The sequence below is a fragment of the Halalkalicoccus paucihalophilus genome (genome assembly GCF_001593955.1).
GTDB lineage: Archaea > Halobacteriota > Halobacteria > Halobacteriales > Halalkalicoccaceae > Halalkalicoccus > Halalkalicoccus paucihalophilus.
This window is the reverse complement of the sequence record NZ_LTAZ01000013.1, coordinates 142,554-160,804: the sequence shown is the minus strand read 5'-3', so window position 1 is coordinate 160,804 and position 18,251 is coordinate 142,554. Positions and strand designations below refer to the sequence as shown.

Below are 18,251 nucleotides of genomic sequence, written 5' to 3'. Positions count from 1 at the left end.
TGTCGAAGAACCACTAGTCAAGACAACTCGTCCGCTGCGGTCGAGGGATGCTCCGTCTCAGCGAGAAGAGTTAAATAGCGAGCGATTCGACGCGTATACGTAAACGAATGTCGAACGACAGGCACGTAGTTGCCGCTAGACGGCGGGTGACAGCGAAGGTCGTCCGCCGCTGGGCGCAACTCGATACCGACTGGAAAAGCGTCGCGTGGGGACTAGCTATCGTCGGATTCGTCGTCGGGTTCGACGTCTCGATTCCGGGGTGACACCGTGCCCGAGGGCGGGTCGATACGGGGCCGGTTGAGGACGTTCCTCCCCGGCGTCGGAATCCTGGTGTTCGGTGCGATCGGAGCTCGCGCGATAGCGACCAAGCTTCCGGGCGTCAATGAGCTGCTGGTGGCGATTCTCGGGGGCGTTCTACTTGCCAACGTGGTCGATATTCCGAAATGGGCGACGCCCGGCATCCGCACGCACAAAGTGTGGCTCGGCACGGGGATTGTCCTGATGGGCGCGTCGCTTGCGTTCGACGCGATCGTCGAGAGCGGTCCGATCGTCCTGCTATTGGTCTGTTGCGTGACCGGATTCACCCTGCTGTACGTTGAGGCACTCTCACGGAACGTGTTCGGAATCACCGACCAGCTAGCATCGCTGCTCGCGGCCGGTGCGAGCATCTGTGGTGTCTCTGCCGTCGTCGCGGTCGCGGGAAGTATCGACGCTCGTGAGGAGCAGATCGCGTATGCTGCGGCGACAGTACTTCTGTTCGACGCGGTGACGCTGGTCGTCTATCCCGCGATCGGCGGTGCGCTCGATCTCTCTGCTCGGGTGTTCGGCGTCTGGGCGGGCGTGAGCATGTTCAGCACGGGCCCAGTCGTCGCCGTTGGGTTCGCCCACTCGGAAGCTGCCGGACAGTGGGCGACAATCACGAAACTGGCTCGGAACACGCTGATCGGCATCGTCGCCGCCGGCTACGCGGCCTACTACGCGCGCAATCGATTGAACACCGAATCGGCCTCGGCAGACGATTCAGCTGACAATACTGGTACTGGCGAGAGCGGTGACATTAGCCTGCGCGAACTCTGGGATCGGTTCCCGAAGTTCGTTGTCGGGTTCTTGCTGCTGGCGCTGGTTTCCAGTGCAGGGCTTTTCTCGTTGGGAGACCTCCGATCTATCGAAAACGCCTACGGCTGGCTGTTCCTGCTCGCATTCGTGGGACTGGGTACCGACCTCGAACTTCGAAAGCTCAAGTGCGCGGGAGTCCGACCGGTTTTCGTCGTGTTCGTCGCATTCGCGACCGTGAGCGTTCTGTCGTTGTTGCTCCTCCGAGCCGTTCTCGGTTGAGACTGGACGATGATATACGGCGGGCGAATCGTTCGACACTGAGGTAAACGGGTTCCTGCAGTCGCTCAGACGCGTCGAGACGACGGACGTAGACGAGATCTGGCTTTCAGGCGAGACGTCGCTTCGCGAGGAGTGCATGGACCCGATCGCGATCGACGATGAATTCTGGCAGAAAACCCGCGAACTGGACTAACGTTGGTCCTCGTAGCTCACTTCTTGAGCCGTGGTCACTGTGGTCCGTTCCGACTTTTTTTATTAGTTTCCGAGATCCTTGTGAACAATAGCAAGGATTATTAGCCACATCTCCGAAGTATGACTCTGTATGCCAAACGATACCAGGCGGAAGTTTATCAAAGCGACTGCGCTAGGCAGTGTCGCCGCTCTGGCAGGGTGCCTTGGCGGAGGCGGTAATGGCAACGGTGGCGACGGCTCCGGGAACCTCAAATTCGTTCACTTGGGGACGTTCGACGGTGAAGCCTCTGAGTTCCTCCCACGATTTCAGGAGCAGTACCCGGAGACCAGCGTCGAACACCAGCAGACTCCGGCACAATCGGCATCGAGCCGCGAGTACTACATCAACCAGTTCGTCGGCCAGGCGAACGACTTCGACGTTGGGCAGATGGACGTCATCTGGCCCGCCGAGTTCGTCGAGAACGGCTGGATCACCGAGATAGAGGATCCGGAGAACCACACCGATGCGATGCTCGAGACGCCTGTCGAGGCCGCCACGATCGACGGGACGCTCTATGGCATGCCCCTCTACACGGACGCCAACGCGCTGTACTACCGGAGCGACAAGCTCGAAGAATACGGGTACGAGCCGCCGGAGACCTACATGGAACTCGTGAACACCGCCCAAGACGTCATGCAGCAAGACGACGAGATCGACAACGGATACATTTGGCAGGGCGGCGCGAACGAGGGACTGACAATCATGTGGCTCAATTGGCTCTGGGGAATGGACGGAACAGTTGAACAGGACGGAGGGTTGCAGGTCAACACGGACAAGGGCGTCCAGGCACTTCAGCACGCTGTCGACCTGATCCATGAGTACGGCGTCACACCGGGAAACGTTCCGTCGAGCAACACCGATCAGAACCGGCAGACATTCCAGAACGGCAATACGCTGTTCATGCGCAACTGGCCCTACGCGGTCAACGTGATGAACGAGGACGGTTCGCCCGTCCAGGGAAGCTTCGATGTCACACCGCTCCCTACCCACGAGGACTATCCGGACGTGGACAACTCGTGTCTGGGCGGCTGGAACATCTTCATCAACGAGTACTCCGAGAACAAGGAGGCCGCCCAGCGCTTTGCGAGTTACATGGCCAGCGAGGAGGTCCAACGGGAACTCGCAACCGAGTTCAGCCGTTTACCTGTTCATCAAGGCGTCTTCGAGGACGAGTCGATCCGAGAGGAATTCCCACTGCTCGGCACCTTCTCGGAGAGCCTCCAGAGTACGCGTGTTCGTCCGGGAATCGCACAGTACCCGACGTTCTCTGAGATTGTGTACACACAAGCAAACACCGCGCTCGTTCAAGAGAAGACGCCCCAGCAGGCACTTGACGATGCGCAGTCGGAGATCGATAGCGAGATCAACAACGGCTAATTGCGCCGTCCGTCGTTGTATCGGCTCATCTGATCGAAGACCTAGTTCTGCGAGCAAACGGTTGCCAGCGCGATCGGTCACTCCACCTATTACGGACAGGGCCGGGCCACTCATCTTCCCGTTTCGGAAACCGCTCTCCTCGAGCGTCACGACTACAGAAAGAGATGATCGTTACGGTACCACTGACGCCTGGACAGACTCGTAACACCGATCGAGCGCCTCGCGCTGTGCGTCGCTGAGTTGTGGAAGAGGCGGTAGCGGCTCGCCGATGTCGTAGCCGCTGAGTGAGACAAGGTATTTGATCGCGGCTGCGGTCGGCAGATCGTTCATGGCGCTGACGACGGGATTGACGACAGCGTTCATGATCTGGTTAGCTCGAGCACGGTTGTCCGCCCGGTAGCTGTCGTGCAGCTGCGCGACTGGTCGGGGAAACACGTTCGCCGGCCCGGCGATGAGACCGTCGGCGCCGGCATCGAGCGACGCGATTGCGAGTTCTGAGGCACCTTGGAAGATATCAAACGACGAGGGCGTCGCTTCCACGATGTCGTAGAGAAACGTAAGGTCGCCAGAGGTGTCCTTAAGACCGACGATGTTCGGATGCTCGGCGAGACGTGTGACCAGATCGACGGAGAGTCCTTCGCCAGTCAATGCCGGGATGTTGTAGAGTACGACCGGCAGCGGACTGTCGTCGGCGATCACGTCAAAAAAGCGCTGGAGTCCGTGCTGGTTCGTGCTCAGGTAGTACGGTGTAACGACGACCGCGGCGTCAGCCCCTGCCCCGGCGGCGTCATCAACGTGGTCCCGTACGTCCTCTATGCTCGTGTGTCCACAGCCCGCGAGAACCGGAATGTCGTCAGCTCGTTCGGCTACTGTCTCTAGCACGTGCAAGCGCTGTGATCGTGATAGGCTGGAGAACTCGCCGATCGATCCACAGGGAAAGAGCCCGTGGATTCCGCTGTCGACGAGATGCGTCGTATACTTCGCGAGTGCGCTCGTGTCGACGTTCTGCCCGGTCGTTGGCGTCGGTATAGGACAGACTGTCCCCTCAAGTTGCATGAGTAGTTGGTTGCTAATGTGAGATAAAAATGTTTGGGTTAAACGTATTCGACAGTAGTAGCATAAGGGACGGCGAGCATGCGATTCGATTTTGGTTCATTTCGAAAACACGGCAGATACAAACGTTTATGAGAATCGGCGAAACATGTCTCGATCGAACACTATGAGCGTCGAAATCGAAATTCACGACGAGAAGATGCTCGTTAACGGCGAGTGGATCGACGCCGACGAGCGCGCCGACGTGGTCCATCCCTACGACGGTGAGGTCGTCGGCTCAGTTCCAATTGCTTCCGAACAGCAGGTCCAGCAGGCGGTCGCCGCCGCCGACCGGGCCGCCGAGGCCTCTGAACTGTCGGCTTACGAGCGGTACGAACTGCTCTATCGCACCGCCGAACTTCTGGAGAAAGAGGTCGAAGAGATGGCCCAGCTGATGACCGCCGAGCAGGGCAAGCCTATCACCGAAGCCCGCGGCGAAGTCGACCGGGCGATCCAGACTCTACGACTGTCGGGCGAGGAGGCAAAACGGATGTTCGGTGAGTACGTCCCGATGGATGCCCAGCGTGGGTTTGACCGCACTCACGCGTTCACCCAGCGCGAGCCGTTAGGGGTTGTCGCAGCGGTCACGCCGTTTAACTTCCCGCTGAACCTGATGGTCCATAAGATCGGCCCCGCGCTGGCGGCCGGCAACGCTGTCGTCGGCAAGCCAGCGACGAACACGCCACTGGTGTCGATCCGTCTGTTCGAGTACCTCGATCAGGCCGCCGAGGAGGTCGGCGCCCCTGACGGGCTCGTGAATGTCGTCACCGGGAGCGGGAGCACCGTCGGCGACGTCTTCCTGGAATCTGAGGAGGTCGAAGCCATCTCCTTTACCGGCTCGACGGCCGTCGGCAAGTACATTGCCAACAACAGCGGCATGAAGGAGGTCACCCTTGAGCTGGGCGGCAACGACCCCACGATCGTCTGGGAGGACGCCGACGTTAAGGAAGCTGCCGTACAACTGATCGGTGGGGCCTGCTCGAACGCCGGCCAGGTCTGCAACAGCGTCGAGCGCGTACTCGTCCACAAGACCGTTGAAGACGAACTCGTCGCCGCATTAGTCGGGCAGGCCCAGACGCTCACGCCGGGTGACCCGTTCGATGAGGAGACCGACATCGCCGCGCTGATCGACGACGACGCCGCCGAGAAAGTCCAGCGCATTTTCGAGGAGACCGTCGCGGCTGGCGCGACCGTCGAGTGCGGCGGCGACTACGAGGGCCGCAAGTTCGAGCCCACAGTGCTGTCGGGAGTTACCCCAGAGATGCCTGCTGCCGCCGAGGAGGTGTTCGGGCCGCTGGTGCCAGTCATCACCGTCGCGGACTTCGATGAGGCGATCGAACAGGCCAACAACACCGAGTACGGCCTGGAAGCGGGCATCTTCACGCAGGACATCGACCGCGCCAAGCGCGCTGCCAACGAAATCGACGCCGGCGGCGTCAACGTCAACACCGTCTCAGGGTTCCGGACCGACCACATGCCCTACGGCGGGTTCAAAGACTCCGGCAAAGGCAAGGAGGGGATCAAATACGCCGTCGAGCACTTCACCCGCGAGAAAATCGTCGGCTTCCACGCCGGCAAGAACGCCTGAGGCCGGCGCCCGCGATAGAAGCTGGTCACCCCAACTTTCGTGCGCTGCTTTCGGCTCCGTAAACGTAACCGAGATGAGCGCGAATTACACGCAAGCTATAAATCGGTGGGATGTACGAAACTGAACATGCAGAGAACAACAGTCGTGGGTGTAGCTGACTACGCATACACGTCCGATTCCGTGACGCTCGATTGCTGTATCGACGATGAGTTCACGGCGACCGACTGGAAGTATCGGGAAAACGCCAACGAGGGCGCCGGAGGGCGGACGGTCCCCGTCACTCTAGAATTTTACAACCCATCGACCTTCCGGTTCGAGTTCCGGGCGAATCCCGAAGTGGGAGCGACCGAAACGCTGAACGACCTCAACGAGGCCGCGATCCGTGACGACATCGAACTCGATGTTACCGAGACGAACGGTGAACTACGCGTCGAGACATCGGCTCTGCGCGTCGTCATCGGACTCGAGGAGTGGTCGTTCGCGGTGACCGAACCAGACGGGACTATTCTTTTCGAGGAACAGCGCGAGGACATCGACGTCCACGGCGACCTCCGCGTCGAGCCACTGGGATTCAGTGAGGTCGTCGACGACGCCGGTCCCGACAAGGTTGCGACGACCGGCACGGCGTTGGACCTGGCACCCGATGAAGGCGTGTACGGTCTCGGCGAGAAGTTCGTCGAGTTCAACAAGCGCGGCCGGGAAATCACGTCCTGGACGGTCGAACCGTACGGGACCGAAACGGAGAACTCCTACAAGAACGTTCCATTTCACCTCTCGACGAGAGGATACGGCCTCTTGGTCGACACGACGAACAAAGTCGAGTACGATCTCGGGAAGACAACGACGGCCAGCGCCACGATCAACGTGCACGACGACACGTTCGCGTTCGTGTTCTTTTGCGACCCTTCGTTCAAGGAGATTCTCCAGGAGTACACGGTGATGAGCGGTCGCGTCGATATGCCGCCAAAGTGGAGTTTCGGCGTCTGGATGTCGCGACTGGGATACGAATCCAGGGAACACCTCGAAGAGATCACGGCCGAACTCCGCGACCGAGAAATCCCCTGTGACGTCGTCCATCTAGATCCGTTCTGGATGCGAGACTTCCGCTCCTGTGACCTCGAATGGGATACCAATCAGTTCCCTGATCCGGAGGGAATGATCGAAAAGTTACGTGAGGAGGGGTTCCACCTCTCGCTGTGGGAACACCCATACGTTCCCGTTGGCTCGACGGCATTCGAGGAGGGTCGCGAGGGCGGCTACTTCGTCACGGACGGGACCGGGTCGCCGTACGTCATGGACAACCTCTGCCAAGGCGACTATCGGGGCGCCATCGTCGACTTCACGCATCCCGACGCGGTCGAGTGGTGGAAGGACAAGCACCGCCGGCTGGTCGAGATGGGCGTCGACGTATTCAAGACAGATTACGGGGAGGGGATCCCGGCCGACGCGGCGTTTGCTAATGGGTTAACCGGCAAACCGATGCACAACTTCTATCCTTTCCTGTACAACGAGGCGGTCTACGAGGCGATCGCGGACGTCAACGGCCGGGACGAGGCGCTCGTGTGGGGACGGTCGGCCTGGATCGGGAATCAACGATTCCCGATGTACTGGGGCGGGGACGCCCAGACCTCCTTCAGTGGGATGGCCTCCGCACTTCGCGGCGGACTGAGTCTCTCGCTGTCGGGCTTCCCGTTCTGGAGCCACGATATCGGCGGATTCCGGGGGACACCGTCGGAGGAGGTGTACGTTCGCTGGTCGCAGTTCGGTCTGCTATCGAGTCACGCCCGCTGTCACGGGACGACGCCGCGCGAACCGTGGGCATTCGGTGAGGAGGCCGTCCGGATCTTCAAGAAGTTCGCTCGACTCCGGTATCGGCTGTTGTCGTACCTCTACTCGTACGCAGCCGCCGCCCGCGAAACGGGGCTACCAGTGGTCCGTCCGCTCGTGCTCGAGTATCAGAATGACCCGTCCGTCAGCGATGTTGACCTCCAGTACCTCCTTGGCGAGGAGTTGCTCGTCGCACCGGTCTTCGATGAGTCTGGTCGCGTCGACATCTACCTCCCAGACGGCGACGACTGGGCCGACTACTGGACCGGTGAGCGGTACGACGGCGGACAGACGCTGCGCCGGGAGGTTCCGCTGGACCAGATGCCGCTGTTCGTACGAGCAGAGAGCGTCCTTCCGCTGCACGAGAGCTCCCAAACGGTCGAGGAGGGGACTCCAGATGAAGTGACGCTCAGGGTCACGCCGGCAGCGCGCGGCGATACGCAGACGTCTTTCGACTTCTACGACGAGGATTGTGACGAGTTCGTGGACGTCGGCTGCTCGATTCTTGAGGGAGAAATAGATATCTCGATCGACTCCGGAGAGAGAACGCAAATCTTCCAAGTCAAAATCGTTGATGTCGAGCGCGTACCGGACGCCGTCCGTACGAACGGGGCGAACTGCGAACACGTCGACGGGGCTCCTGGAGAGGGCAAATGGAGCTACGACGCCGAAGCGGAGACCGTTCACGTAAATCCAAGGTAAAATTGATGTTCCAATCGCCCGATTCCGATGCGCTCGGAGCCGTCAACGACATCGACCCGGAAGACTTTCCCTGTTTGCGCGCGCCGTGCACGATCGCGGTCCCCCGAGGACCGACGATCTGCGGACGGCGGCCGCGAACGCACTGGCCGAGATTGAGGAGATCACTGTCCTTGCACCCGGTTTGGAGGTCGGCATCACCGCCGGCTCCAAGGAGATCCACGATATGCCTGTAATCCTCCGCACGCTCGTCGACGAACTCGAAGACAGTGGGTTGAAACCGTTCGTCTTCGTAGCCATGGTGGCTACGGTGATGTGACGGCCTCAGGAAGGCCTGATCGCGATGTGCCCTCATAGTGGACCACCTGCTCAAATTTTTGCGTCTCCTCATATACAGTGCGTGCTATCAGGACACCTAGGAGACGGTTGTGTTCGTAGAAGATCTTGACACCGCGTTCAGTCGGTCTCAGAATTTCAAGTGAAGATTCCGCGTCGACACATTCGGTTCGTGGACGTAGACGTCGAGGATACCAGCGCATCACCACGCAGCCACGCACCGTCAACGGCGACGTGGACCACATCTGGACGAAGAAGCTGCATGTCTCGAAACACAGGGAGGTGAAGGTACTCATCACGGAGAAAGAATCAGACGGAGACGACGAGATGAGCGTCAAGTATATCGTGAGTAATAAGATCGACGTCGGCGGTGTCAACATTAATATACTCCGTGGGATCCGGGCGGACCACATGTCCTACGGCGGATTAAGGACTTCACAATCGGAAAGGAGGGAATCAAGTACGCGGCCGAACACTTCTCGCAAGAGAAACTCGTTGTATTCCACCAGGGATTCACGGACGTTTAGGTCGGGGTCCCAGACTACGGCATCGAACCTTTTCCGTCACTTGAGCGAGATCCACCGCCCTCCCTCCGCCCCCTCGTAGATCGTCTCCATGATTTCCATGTCATCGATTCCGTGCTCGCCGTCCGGGTACAGTTCCGCGCTCCCGCGTACCCGGTCGGCAAAGTAATCGAACTCCTCAAGCATCTGATCGACTGGATCGAGTTCAATCGAGGCGCGCCCGTCCCCGCGTGAGACGTGGAGGGTACGGCGCTGGTCCTGGAAAAACGCGGGTTCGACGCGGACCTGTCCCTCCGTTCCCGTTACCGTGATCGAACTGGCCTGACGGGCGTTGTGGCTGGCGTAACACCGCCCGGTCACGCTGTTGGGGAACCGGAGTGCGAACGAAACCGTCTCGTCGACATCGTCGAACGCGTCGTGGGTGCTTGAAGTGGTCCCCGTGACCGCGACCGGATCCATGTTGAGAAGGAAGCGAGCGGTGTTGAGGGGATAAATACCGATGTCGAAGAGTGCGCCGCCGCCCGCGAGCTCCTCGTTGAGTCGCCACTGGTCCGGGTCGGGGTTGATTCGGTCGAGCAGGCGCTGTGACATCTCGCCGTCGACGGCCATCGGCGTCCCGACGTAGCCGTCCTCAACGAGTTCGCGGGCCCGGCGAACGGCGGGTTCGGTGTGCATCCGGTAGGCGATCATCAACTCGACACCCGCGCTAGTGGCGACGCTCTCGAGTTCGCGGGCGCGCTCGCTTGAGCGCTCCATCGGCTTCTCACAGAGGACGTGCTTGCCCTGAGCGGCGGCGGTCTCGACGTACTCAAGGTGGAGGGCGTTCGGGGTGACGATATAAACCGCGTCGTAGGCGTCGCTGGCGACGCCGTCGTGGAACTGGTCGTACGTGATCCCGCGGATCGCTCCGTCCGTGTCGTCGGCGAGCGTCTGCGCTTTCCCGGCGGAGCCGCTGACCAGCACCGAGGGAACGCACCGCTCGCTTGCCTCGAGGGCAGGCAACGCCCGTCCTTTGGTAAACCAGCCGAGTCCGATCACCGCGAATCGAACCGGATCGATGTCCTTCGGGTCGACCGTCTCCCAGTCGCGCGCACAGCCGTTACCAATTGCTGTCTCGAGGTCCATGCCTACACCCACTGAACGCGCTCTATTAAATTCTAGGCGGCGGAAATCGTCTCGACCAGAACCTTTTTTACATGATACGACGGATTCGACTATGATACTGTGACTCAAACGAACAGCGTTGTCAGCCACTTCGAGTGCTACGACTGTGGCTCGACCTACGACTTAGAGCACACCGAGTTTCCCTGCCCGGAATGCGGGGGCATCCTCGACCCGCAGTACGACTACCACGACGTCGAGGTCTCCCGTGACGAGATCGAATCCCGGAACGGGTCGATGTGGAAGTACCGCGAACTCCTTCCCATCCTCGATACGGACGACATCGTCTCGATGGGCGAGGGAAACACCCCCATTGTGGAGTGTCCGAAACTCGCCGAGGAGATGGGCGTCGCCCGCGTTGCGATTAAGGACGAGGGACAGAACCCGACGAACACGTTCAAAGACCGCGGAGCGTCGGCCTCAGTCTCCGGGGCTTGCCAGCAGGGCATCCCGGAGGTCGCCATCCCGTCGGCTGGCAACGCCGGGCAGGCCGCCTCTGCGTACACCGCTCGAGCGGGTATCGACTGCACCGTCGTCCTCAACTATCAATCGAACGATATTCAGAAGACGATGGTCGAGGCTCACGGGGCGGACCTCCATCTCGCCGACGGGAAACTCGACAAGGCTGGCGGCACATTCGGCGAGCTGCGTGACGACAACGGCTGGTACACGGTCGCGACCTTCCAGACGCCGTTCAGACACGAAGGCAAGAAGACGATGGGGCTGGAGATCTTCGAGCAATACGACTGGGATAGCCCCGACGAGATCTTCTACCCAACCGGCGGCGGCGTCGGCCTGATCGGCATTTGGAAGGCCTACCAGGAACTCGCCGAGATGGGCTGGCTCGAGGATGAGACGCCGCCCAGCCTCCACGTCGCCCAATCGACAGGCTGTGCGCCGGTCGTCCAAGCCATCGAGGAACACCGCGACGAACACGAAGCCTGGGACTGTCCCGAGTCTATCGGCCGCGGGATCGAAGTTCCGGATCCCGGCGCCTCGCCCTGGATACTCGAGGCCGTCTACGAGACCGGCGGCACCGGCGTCGCCGTCTCCGATAGCGAGGCCCTCGAGGGTGCACTGGCGGCCGCGCGACACGCTGGCATCGAGATGTGTGTCGAACCCGGTGCGGCTTTAGCGGCGGCCATGCAAATGGCCGAGGATGGCAAACTGGACGAGGATGACGAAATTCTCATTATCAACACCGGAGCGGGAAACAAGGCCACCAATGCCCTGAGCTACGCGCTGGACTGACGCGGTATGGTCGGTTTCGTCGACACCAGTAACCCGCTTGAATGCGACCGTCGCTCAAGTCGAGTACACGGGTGCGATGCGATCCTACAATCGATTGACCGGTCGAGATATCGACTACCCATTACCGCGGGAGCGCGTCCGCGAGCGCTTGGATTGGCGTGAGCGTCCCCTCTCCATTGGCCGAGAGTAGGTCGTGGTTTGTGTCGACATCAAGATCTTCGAGTTGGGTTCGACAGGACGCACCAGGTGCGACGACGAGTTCTCCGGTGCTCTCACCGAGTTGTCCCTCAAGGATCTCACCGATAGTCGTACTCATCGCGTGGTGTTCTGCCTCGTAGCCGAAGGTTCCGGCCATGCCACAGCACGTCGAGTCGATCGGATCGACGTTGTATCCCGCCCGACGAAGAACACCGACCGCGTGGTGATCCTTCATGGTTGCCTTCTGGTGGCAATGTCCATGATACGAGAGCGCTACCGGGGACGAATCGAAGTCGATAGTTTCGTCCAGTCTGAACGTATCGAGATACTCACACGCCCCGTAGGTGTTGTCGGCGACGGTTTCGACGGCCATCCCCGAAAGCAAGTCGAGGTAGTCCGACTGGAACATGACGGCGTCAGAGGGCTCGATTAGAACGATGTCCCATCCCTCGTTGACGCGCGGGACGAGCGCGTCGACGTTCTCTGCGGCTGTCGCCCGGGACTGCTCAAGAAACCCCTTCGAGTGAGCGGGGCGACCGCTATCGGTCTGGTCAGCGAGTGCGACGTGGATTCCAGCGGCCTCAAGCACTCGAACTGCGGCCCGACCGACCTCGGGGTGGCTGTAGTTCGTATATGTATCTGGGAATAGAATCGCGTGACGGTCGGCCGCCGAGCGGGGAACTCGAGAGCCCTCGCGCGCTTGAAACCAGTCTTTGAGCGTCTCCCGTTCGAACGTTGGTAGCGTTCTCTCGCTGGCGATGCCGAGCACTTGTTCCGCGACGCGGCGAGCACCCGGCAGAGCGGGGAGGACGTTCGAGAGCGGCGCGGTCGCACTTCCGAGACTTGCAAGCGTATCGACGTTGGCGAACAGCCTGTCCCGAAGGCTGGCTCCCTCCCGTTGGTGGCGAGCATGGCTCACCTCGGCCTTGAGCTTGGCCATGTCAACCTCGCTCGGACAATCTTTCGTACAACCCTTACAGCCGATACAGAGGTCGAGTACTTCGGTGGCGAATTCCTCGTCGGTCGGATCATCCGGCAAGTCACCACTTATCGCCTGTCGGAGCATGTTTGCCCGCCCTCGCGTGGTTGTAATTTCCTCGTCTGCAGCACGGTAGGTCGGACACATCACCCCACCTGTGTTCTCTTCGGTCCCGCGACAGCCACCACAGCCGTGACAGAGTTCAACCATACCCTGCATGCCGTTCTCGTTATCCCACTCGAGGGTGGGCTCGAACTCAAGGTCGAACTCGTACTCGCTGTCGAATCGTAGGTTCTCGGTCATGTCGATATCGCCACAGACCTGCCCAGGGTTCAGGAGCCAGTCGGGGTCGAACGCTGTCTTCAGATCGCGAAATGCCTGCCAGAGGTCCTCGCCGTACAGTTTGCGATTCCATTGGGTGCGCGCGCGCCCGTCGCCGTGTTCGCCCGAAACCGCTCCGCCGAACTCGACCACGAGGTCGGTTACGGCGTCCGAGATAGCCACCATCGCCTCCCGATCTCGTGCCGATTTCGAATCGATGAGCGGACGAATGTGCAACACGCCGGGCCCGGCGTGACCGTAAAACGAGGCGAACGTCCCGGCCTTCTCGAGGACGTCCTGGAACCGGTCGACGAATTCTGGCAGGTGCTCGGCGGGAACGGCGCAGTCCTCGATAAAGCTGATGTGTTTGGCATCGGAGGTGCGCGAGAGCAAGATTGGGTTCGCGGCCTTGCGCATCTTCCAGAATGTCGCCCGCTTGTCTGCCTCGTGGGCCTCAAGGGCCTCAAGGGCACCCGCCTCGCGTCCGCTCCAACCGGATCGCATTTCGTCGTCGGTTCGCTTCTGATTCCTCTCGCTGGATCGAACCCGATCCTCGACCAACCTCGCGACCTTCTCTCTCCCCTCCCGGTCGTCACTCGCGTAGAACTCCACGAGCAACGCCGCGTTCGTCTCGTCGGGTAGTATCGAGACCACCTCCGCGAACTCAGCCGTCTTGCTCGCCAGCTCGAGCAGCATGTCGTCGATGAGTTCGACCGCTGCGGGGTCGTGTTCGAGGACGGGTTCGACGTCGGAGACGGCATCGTGCAGTCGCTCGTAGGTCAGGAGCGCGATAGCCTTCGTTTCGGGAACGGATTCGAGGGTAACCGTCGCCTCGGTAACGATGGCTAGCGTTCCCTCGCTGCCAGCGAGCAGGCGAGCGAGGTTCACTGTCCCGGTCGCGGCTTCCTCAAGTAGTCGGTCGAGGTTATAGCCGGAGACGTTGCGCTTGAGCGCCGGGTACCGCGCCTCAATATCTTCGGCGTGGTCGTCGATGATCGTGAGAACGCCTGCGTAGATGCGCGGCAAGAGTGCCGCGGCGGCGGGATCCGCTAGGTTCCGAAGCTCTGTGACCTCGATCTCTCCGAGGGTCTCGACGGTGCCGTCGGCAAGGACGACCTCGCAGGATTCAATGTAGGCGTCCGTTTTGCCGTACTTTAGGGAGTGGGCCCCGGTCGAGTTGTTGCCGATAGCGCCGCCGATCACGCTCCGGTTACCCGAGGCGGGATCTGGTGCGAACTTCAGATTGTCGGCAGCGAGTTGCCGGTTCAGGTCCTCAAGGACCGTTCCGGCCTGGACGCGGGCAATCCGGGCGTCGGTATCGGTCTCGAGTACGTCGTCCATGTGTCTCGTGAAATCGAGGACGATAGCCTCGTTGACAGTCTGCCCCGCGAGGCTTGTTCCGCCGCCGCGGGGGAGCACTGGAATCTCTCGATCAGCGCAGTATCTGACCACCGAGGCGATTTCCGCCGTAGTTCGCGGAAAAATCACGCCAATGGGAGTCACCTCGTAGGCGGAGGCGTCAGTAGCGTACAACTGCCGTGTATAGACATCGAAACGCACTTCGCCGTCGATTCGCTCGCGGAGGTCAGCGACTAGGTCGGGGTACTCAACATCGTCGCCGACGTAGTCGTAGTTCGACCGGTCGTCAAGTGCTGTACTGTCGTCTTCCTTCCCGGTATTGGTAGGTGTCATCAATTAGTACCTGCTATGGGATGACTCGTCTTTGGCTTTTGGGTCTCTCGCCGAATCAAATTTGACGAGGAGAAGCGCCTGAAGAGCATATGGTCGTTTCAGACAAGTAATTATTTTTTTGTAGTCTCGTTCTACCGTCTTCCCGATTAGAAATCGGCAAATGCATCTCTCAATTTCGGGGTCTTCGTTATATCGCAAACACGATTAACGACTATATTCGGTACCTTATCACTTAGTACAGGCAGCATAGGCCGAATAAGGATAGTACAGAGGTTGAATGAGTCAAGAACGGTGTTTGTACAGTGCAAACGATCTTATACCTTCTTTGTATACTTTGGTATATGAATGACCTCCAGATGAACAGGGACGAGCGTTGGATCGTGCAAGCAGTAGAAACATCATGTAATATTATCAATATACCCCGTGAACTGAATGAGGCGGGCGTGACCGAAATAGCAAATGAAGTGGATGAGAAGATTGCGTTCGATTAAAGAGATCTTCAAGGGTCTCTAGTGTGTTGCTGCGCCGGTAATCAACCAACAAGAAGAGTTGATCAAAGTAGTCAGTGTAGCTGGGCCAACCAGTCGCATGCAGGAACCACACTTAAATGACGAGATCGCTTTGAGGGTCTAGCACACCTCTAATGTGATTGAGGTAAACGCTGCCCAAGTCAGGTAATGTTCTCAAGCTGAGAACAGATTTTACGGATTCGCTTGGCTTTAAATGAAATTGAGGAATAGTCGTTCTCGATACGCAAACGTAAGTCGGGTGTTTGAATTACAATAGTATTGATGTAAATCAACCTTCTTATGTTATTATTGACTATTAAAGCATTGGTAATATATTCATAGAGTGATAATTACTCGAAAAATATTGACAGACGGTACTATCTAGTTCTAGATCTTCCCGACTAACGCTTTTCCATCAAGATCTTGATATGGTCTCTGACAGTTGCAATAATGCGTAAACTTTTCAATACACCCGCGAACGTTCACCTAATATTCTCCCATAAATTATGGAAGCGGTCAACTCGCATTATGTGGGTATGAAATCACATTTCGATGAGGATTCAATCAGTATAGTTAACCCAATTGCTCAGTTCTAACCGCGAGACAGAAGTCTGGTAGCCGAATTAATCGATGAAAAACTTAGTGTCCGAGAGATCGTGTTTTTCTCGGAGTTTAAAGAGGAATACAGCTGCCGGACTAGTGCCGTGCCAACCAAACAATGGGACATCGAGATCAACTTTGACCCGATGTCTATTGCAATATACAATCAAGACTACTTGGCGTTGATCTTGATAGCGGTTTCGTCAACCGCGACCCGCGACGGTGGTGCCGTCGCGGGTCGCTCTGGGCGTCGGAAAGCTTGTGCGTCCAAGTTCCAAACCGCATTGTGGGAACGATCCACCCCAAATCAGTCCAGCACCGCAACGATCTCCCGTATAGCGATAACCCCCTTGAATTGAGGCACATCCCAACACCTATTTGATGTTCAGATGCGCTCGTTCCCACAAACCTCATCACAATTACGTCTAATGTTTTCTGAGTAGATTGCGAGTGTTATGAGTACCACTCACTACGACCTGTTCGGTCCTCAAACTCCCTGAACCAGACAGTACTCAGTACCTGCTCGTTCCTTCTAAAAACAACAATAATATACTATAATTGTCATATCATGGCTGATTTGATGACGCGCCGATGCCTGATGAGGAACCAACAACGCGTGAAATGAAGACTCATATCGATAGGTTGCTAGTAGACGGAGAAGTCAATGCAGAGTTCAATCCATCCCGTGAATACTCTATTAAATAAAGCAACACAATTAAATGATGTGAATGAATAGCCATCTGGATTGTATAGTTATGTAGACCAGTAGGGAAACTCCCGACCGGGCGCGAAGATGTTTAACCCAGTTGTTGGTTCATTTCCTGGATTTTCACTCCAATGCTCCTCCCACCCATCCACCCATGCCGTGTCATATTGGTTAAGCACCACTGATTCCTCTTCTGTATGAAGGATGAATTCTCCACTGAGGATAACGAAAATCTGCTCGTTTTCGTGATTATGTTGTTCGGACTGATGACCCGGCGGTTTTTCAAACCAGTCTACCGAAACCGTGTCACGACTCATTAAACCTGTTCGTCGCCAACCTTCGGCTGGATTTTCGGTGTCTGCATCATCAAATTTGGTGTATTGCATGCTATTCCCGTCTATATGTTATAATAGTATAAATAAGTAAGGCTAGTACCACTCCATCATTTCAAAAATGTCGATAGGTAATTGTTTAATATTGTTTTATACACATAGAATGGTCTAGCGTTCGACTCTCGACAGCGTTCTCACCCCAGTCGATAGCTTCGACGGGTAGTTCCGGAAAGTGCTCGGCCGCCACCTCACCAGCATGGATCGCCGCGCATTCGCACAGTGCCGCTTTCGTGGCCGGAGGACTCTCACCACTCACGTTGCTCTCATCATCCTGAGTGGGCGCTGAATGGCTCTCAGTCGCCGAGGAAGTCCAGTCGCCGTCCGTTAATCGCGCTTGCTTCATCGATCAAATACTAATGTCGTATTTGTTCGCGAGCGATTCAACCACCGAGACCCGTTTTAGTCCTCGGTATCAGCCTCGACGTTTGGATTCGGTATGCGGAACCCCTCACGATAGCATGGCCAGCACGGAAGTTCCTCAAACGTCGGGAGGCAGTCGCAGTTCGCTGGCCGTTCATTGCCATGCTGTTCCTGAGCGGACGCACTGGCCGCTGAACGCTCGAGGGTCGTCCTACCGTCGGTCGCAACCTCCGTGAGTGACGAGTTTACGTCCGCCGCCTTTCGACTTGACGGGAGTTCACCGACAAGCCCCGGCGTTCACGCCGGGGTAGTTGACTTGATCTATTCGGCTCAGGATTTGCTCTGGCTTGTCTTCGGGTTTGACTACTACTCTTTCTTCTTCGTGAACTTCGACTAACGTTCCAGGTGAGATTCCGAGCCGTTCGCGTATCTCTTGGGGAAGCACAATCCGCCCTGTCGAATCTACTTTTAGCATAGTCCCGCTTATCGTTGGGAATCGGTGTAACTGTTCCGTACCCTCAGCATGATTCCAGGAGGTGACGGCAATTTAACCAACAAAGCCCCTTCCTTCGCAGCTATTAGTTGGTTATGACTGTCCCGGTTAGAGGCCTTCTTACTCTGTTTTCTCTCTTATTCGACCTGCCCTATTAGCGGTGTTCATTAAGAATGTTCACTGGATGTCTTCATTGGTTGTGTTCAGTACATTCATTCATAGTGGGTGTTCTCTGAGTATGTTCAGGATGTTCTATTCCATAGCAAATGTGCTACCGACCTGTGCCGCCTCCTGCCCAATTGCGGGTGCGTATGTTCCTAGTTCGCCGCGACATTGAAGAGAGATAGCACGCTCGTCGAGGCGACGTGAGCGTTTCTCTGTTCGTACATTTCTAATAGCTGCTCATCAGTTAGTGAAGGACTAGGTCATTGTCAACAGTTTCATCCTCTGAGAGTACTTGAATGGACTTGATAGTGAACTGGGCGATGTCCTCGGAAAGCATAGAGTAATTACTGAGTCTGGTGTCTTAACTTCTCCCCAGGTATGGCCTCTATTATTGACTCCAAGCTACAGGGCGGT

The 18,251-nt window shown here is 57.8% G+C and carries 12 protein-coding genes and 1 pseudogene; 7 read left to right on the top strand and 6 right to left on the bottom strand.

The window, feature by feature from the left end; translation table 11 throughout:
• Positions 1-107 precede the first annotated feature (107 nt).
• From HAPAU_RS21170 to HAPAU_RS16110, 3 genes are all read left to right on the top strand, one after another.
• Positions 108-263: a hypothetical protein gene (locus HAPAU_RS21170; RefSeq protein ID WP_157078517.1), complete on the top strand. Its 156-nt coding sequence runs from the start codon at positions 108-110 to the stop codon at positions 261-263.
• Positions 264-267: 4 nt separating this feature from the next.
• On the top strand, positions 268-1,335 hold the full coding sequence (locus tag HAPAU_RS16115) for a YeiH family protein (protein ID WP_245634188.1): 1,068 nt from the start codon (positions 268-270) through the stop codon (positions 1,333-1,335).
• A gap of 322 nt (positions 1,336-1,657) precedes the next feature.
• The gene (locus HAPAU_RS16110; protein WP_084383828.1) at positions 1,658-2,944 is read left to right on the top strand and encodes an ABC transporter substrate-binding protein; all 1,287 of its coding nucleotides are present in this window, start codon (positions 1,658-1,660) and stop codon (positions 2,942-2,944) included.
• 171 nt (positions 2,945-3,115) lie between these two features.
• Here the strand turns inward: HAPAU_RS16110 and HAPAU_RS16105 are convergent, their stop codons facing one another.
• Positions 3,116-4,000 (bottom strand): dihydrodipicolinate synthase family protein, encoded by an 885-nt coding sequence (locus tag HAPAU_RS16105; RefSeq protein WP_066384892.1) that lies wholly within the window; start codon positions 3,998-4,000, stop codon positions 3,116-3,118.
• 163 nt (positions 4,001-4,163) lie between these two features.
• Between HAPAU_RS16105 and HAPAU_RS16100 the strand changes: the two genes are divergently transcribed.
• From HAPAU_RS16100 to HAPAU_RS16090, 3 genes are all read left to right on the top strand, one after another.
• Positions 4,164-5,624: an aldehyde dehydrogenase family protein gene (locus HAPAU_RS16100; RefSeq protein ID WP_211263609.1), complete on the top strand. Its 1,461-nt coding sequence runs from the start codon at positions 4,164-4,166 to the stop codon at positions 5,622-5,624.
• A gap of 126 nt (positions 5,625-5,750) precedes the next feature.
• A complete protein-coding gene (gene yicI, locus HAPAU_RS16095; RefSeq protein WP_084383827.1) occupies positions 5,751-8,153 on the top strand; it encodes an alpha-xylosidase in 2,403 nt (800 codons plus the stop codon).
• A gap of 85 nt (positions 8,154-8,238) precedes the next feature.
• Entirely contained in the window at positions 8,239-8,469 is a 231-nt protein-coding gene (locus HAPAU_RS16090; protein ID WP_066384889.1) for a hypothetical protein, read from the top strand.
• A gap of 580 nt (positions 8,470-9,049) precedes the next feature.
• Here the strand turns inward: HAPAU_RS16090 and gfo6 are convergent.
• A complete protein-coding gene (gene gfo6, locus HAPAU_RS16085) occupies positions 9,050-10,135 on the bottom strand; it encodes a D-xylose 1-dehydrogenase Gfo6 (RefSeq protein WP_066384887.1) in 1,086 nt (361 codons plus the stop codon).
• Positions 10,136-10,234: 99 nt separating this feature from the next.
• Here gfo6 and HAPAU_RS16080 point away from each other — a divergent pair, with 99 nt between their 5' ends.
• Positions 10,235-11,422 (top strand): threonine synthase, encoded by a 1,188-nt coding sequence (locus HAPAU_RS16080; protein ID WP_066384885.1) that lies wholly within the window; start codon positions 10,235-10,237, stop codon positions 11,420-11,422.
• A 121-nt stretch (positions 11,423-11,543) separates the two neighbouring features.
• Here HAPAU_RS16080 and HAPAU_RS16075 read toward each other — a convergent pair whose 3' ends face one another.
• The 4 genes and pseudogenes from HAPAU_RS16075 to HAPAU_RS20205 all read right to left on the bottom strand — a co-directional run bounded on the left by HAPAU_RS16075 (position 11,544) and on the right by HAPAU_RS20205 (position 17,654).
• Positions 11,544-14,612 (bottom strand): FAD-binding and (Fe-S)-binding domain-containing protein, encoded by a 3,069-nt coding sequence (locus HAPAU_RS16075; protein WP_066384883.1) that lies wholly within the window; start codon positions 14,610-14,612, stop codon positions 11,544-11,546.
• A gap of 896 nt (positions 14,613-15,508) precedes the next feature.
• A pseudogene (locus tag HAPAU_RS23235) lies at positions 15,509-16,025 on the bottom strand (IS6 family transposase); the annotation flags it as partial.
• A gap of 449 nt (positions 16,026-16,474) precedes the next feature.
• Positions 16,475-16,813 (bottom strand): cupin domain-containing protein, encoded by a 339-nt coding sequence (locus tag HAPAU_RS20210; RefSeq protein ID WP_084383826.1) that lies wholly within the window; start codon positions 16,811-16,813, stop codon positions 16,475-16,477.
• Between the two features lie 643 nt (positions 16,814-17,456).
• Complete coding sequence (locus HAPAU_RS20205; RefSeq protein WP_084383825.1) at positions 17,457-17,654, bottom strand: AbrB/MazE/SpoVT family DNA-binding domain-containing protein; 198 nt, start codon at positions 17,652-17,654, stop codon at positions 17,457-17,459.
• Positions 17,655-18,251: the final 597 nt, after the last annotated feature.

Excerpts from the sequence above, each read along its gene's own strand:
- HAPAU_RS16100 (WP_211263609.1), top strand. The coding sequence starts at position 4,164 with ATGAGCGTCGAAATCGAAATTCACGACGAGAAGATGCTCGTTAACGGC.
- HAPAU_RS20205 (WP_084383825.1), bottom strand. The coding sequence starts at position 17,654 with ATGCTAAAAGTAGATTCGACAGGGCGGATTGTGCTTCCCCAAGAGATA.
- HAPAU_RS21170 (WP_157078517.1), top strand. The coding sequence starts at position 108 with ATGTCGAACGACAGGCACGTAGTTGCCGCTAGACGGCGGGTGACAGCG.
- HAPAU_RS16110 (WP_084383828.1), top strand. The coding sequence starts at position 1,658 with ATGCCAAACGATACCAGGCGGAAGTTTATCAAAGCGACTGCGCTAGGC.
- yicI (WP_084383827.1), top strand. The coding sequence starts at position 5,751 with ATGCAGAGAACAACAGTCGTGGGTGTAGCTGACTACGCATACACGTCC.
- HAPAU_RS20210 (WP_084383826.1), bottom strand. The coding sequence starts at position 16,813 with ATGCAATACACCAAATTTGATGATGCAGACACCGAAAATCCAGCCGAA.
- gfo6 (WP_066384887.1), bottom strand. The coding sequence starts at position 10,135 with ATGGACCTCGAGACAGCAATTGGTAACGGCTGTGCGCGCGACTGGGAG.
- HAPAU_RS16105 (WP_066384892.1), bottom strand. The coding sequence starts at position 4,000 with ATGCAACTTGAGGGGACAGTCTGTCCTATACCGACGCCAACGACCGGG.
- HAPAU_RS16075 (WP_066384883.1), bottom strand. The coding sequence starts at position 14,612 with ATGACACCTACCAATACCGGGAAGGAAGACGACAGTACAGCACTTGAC.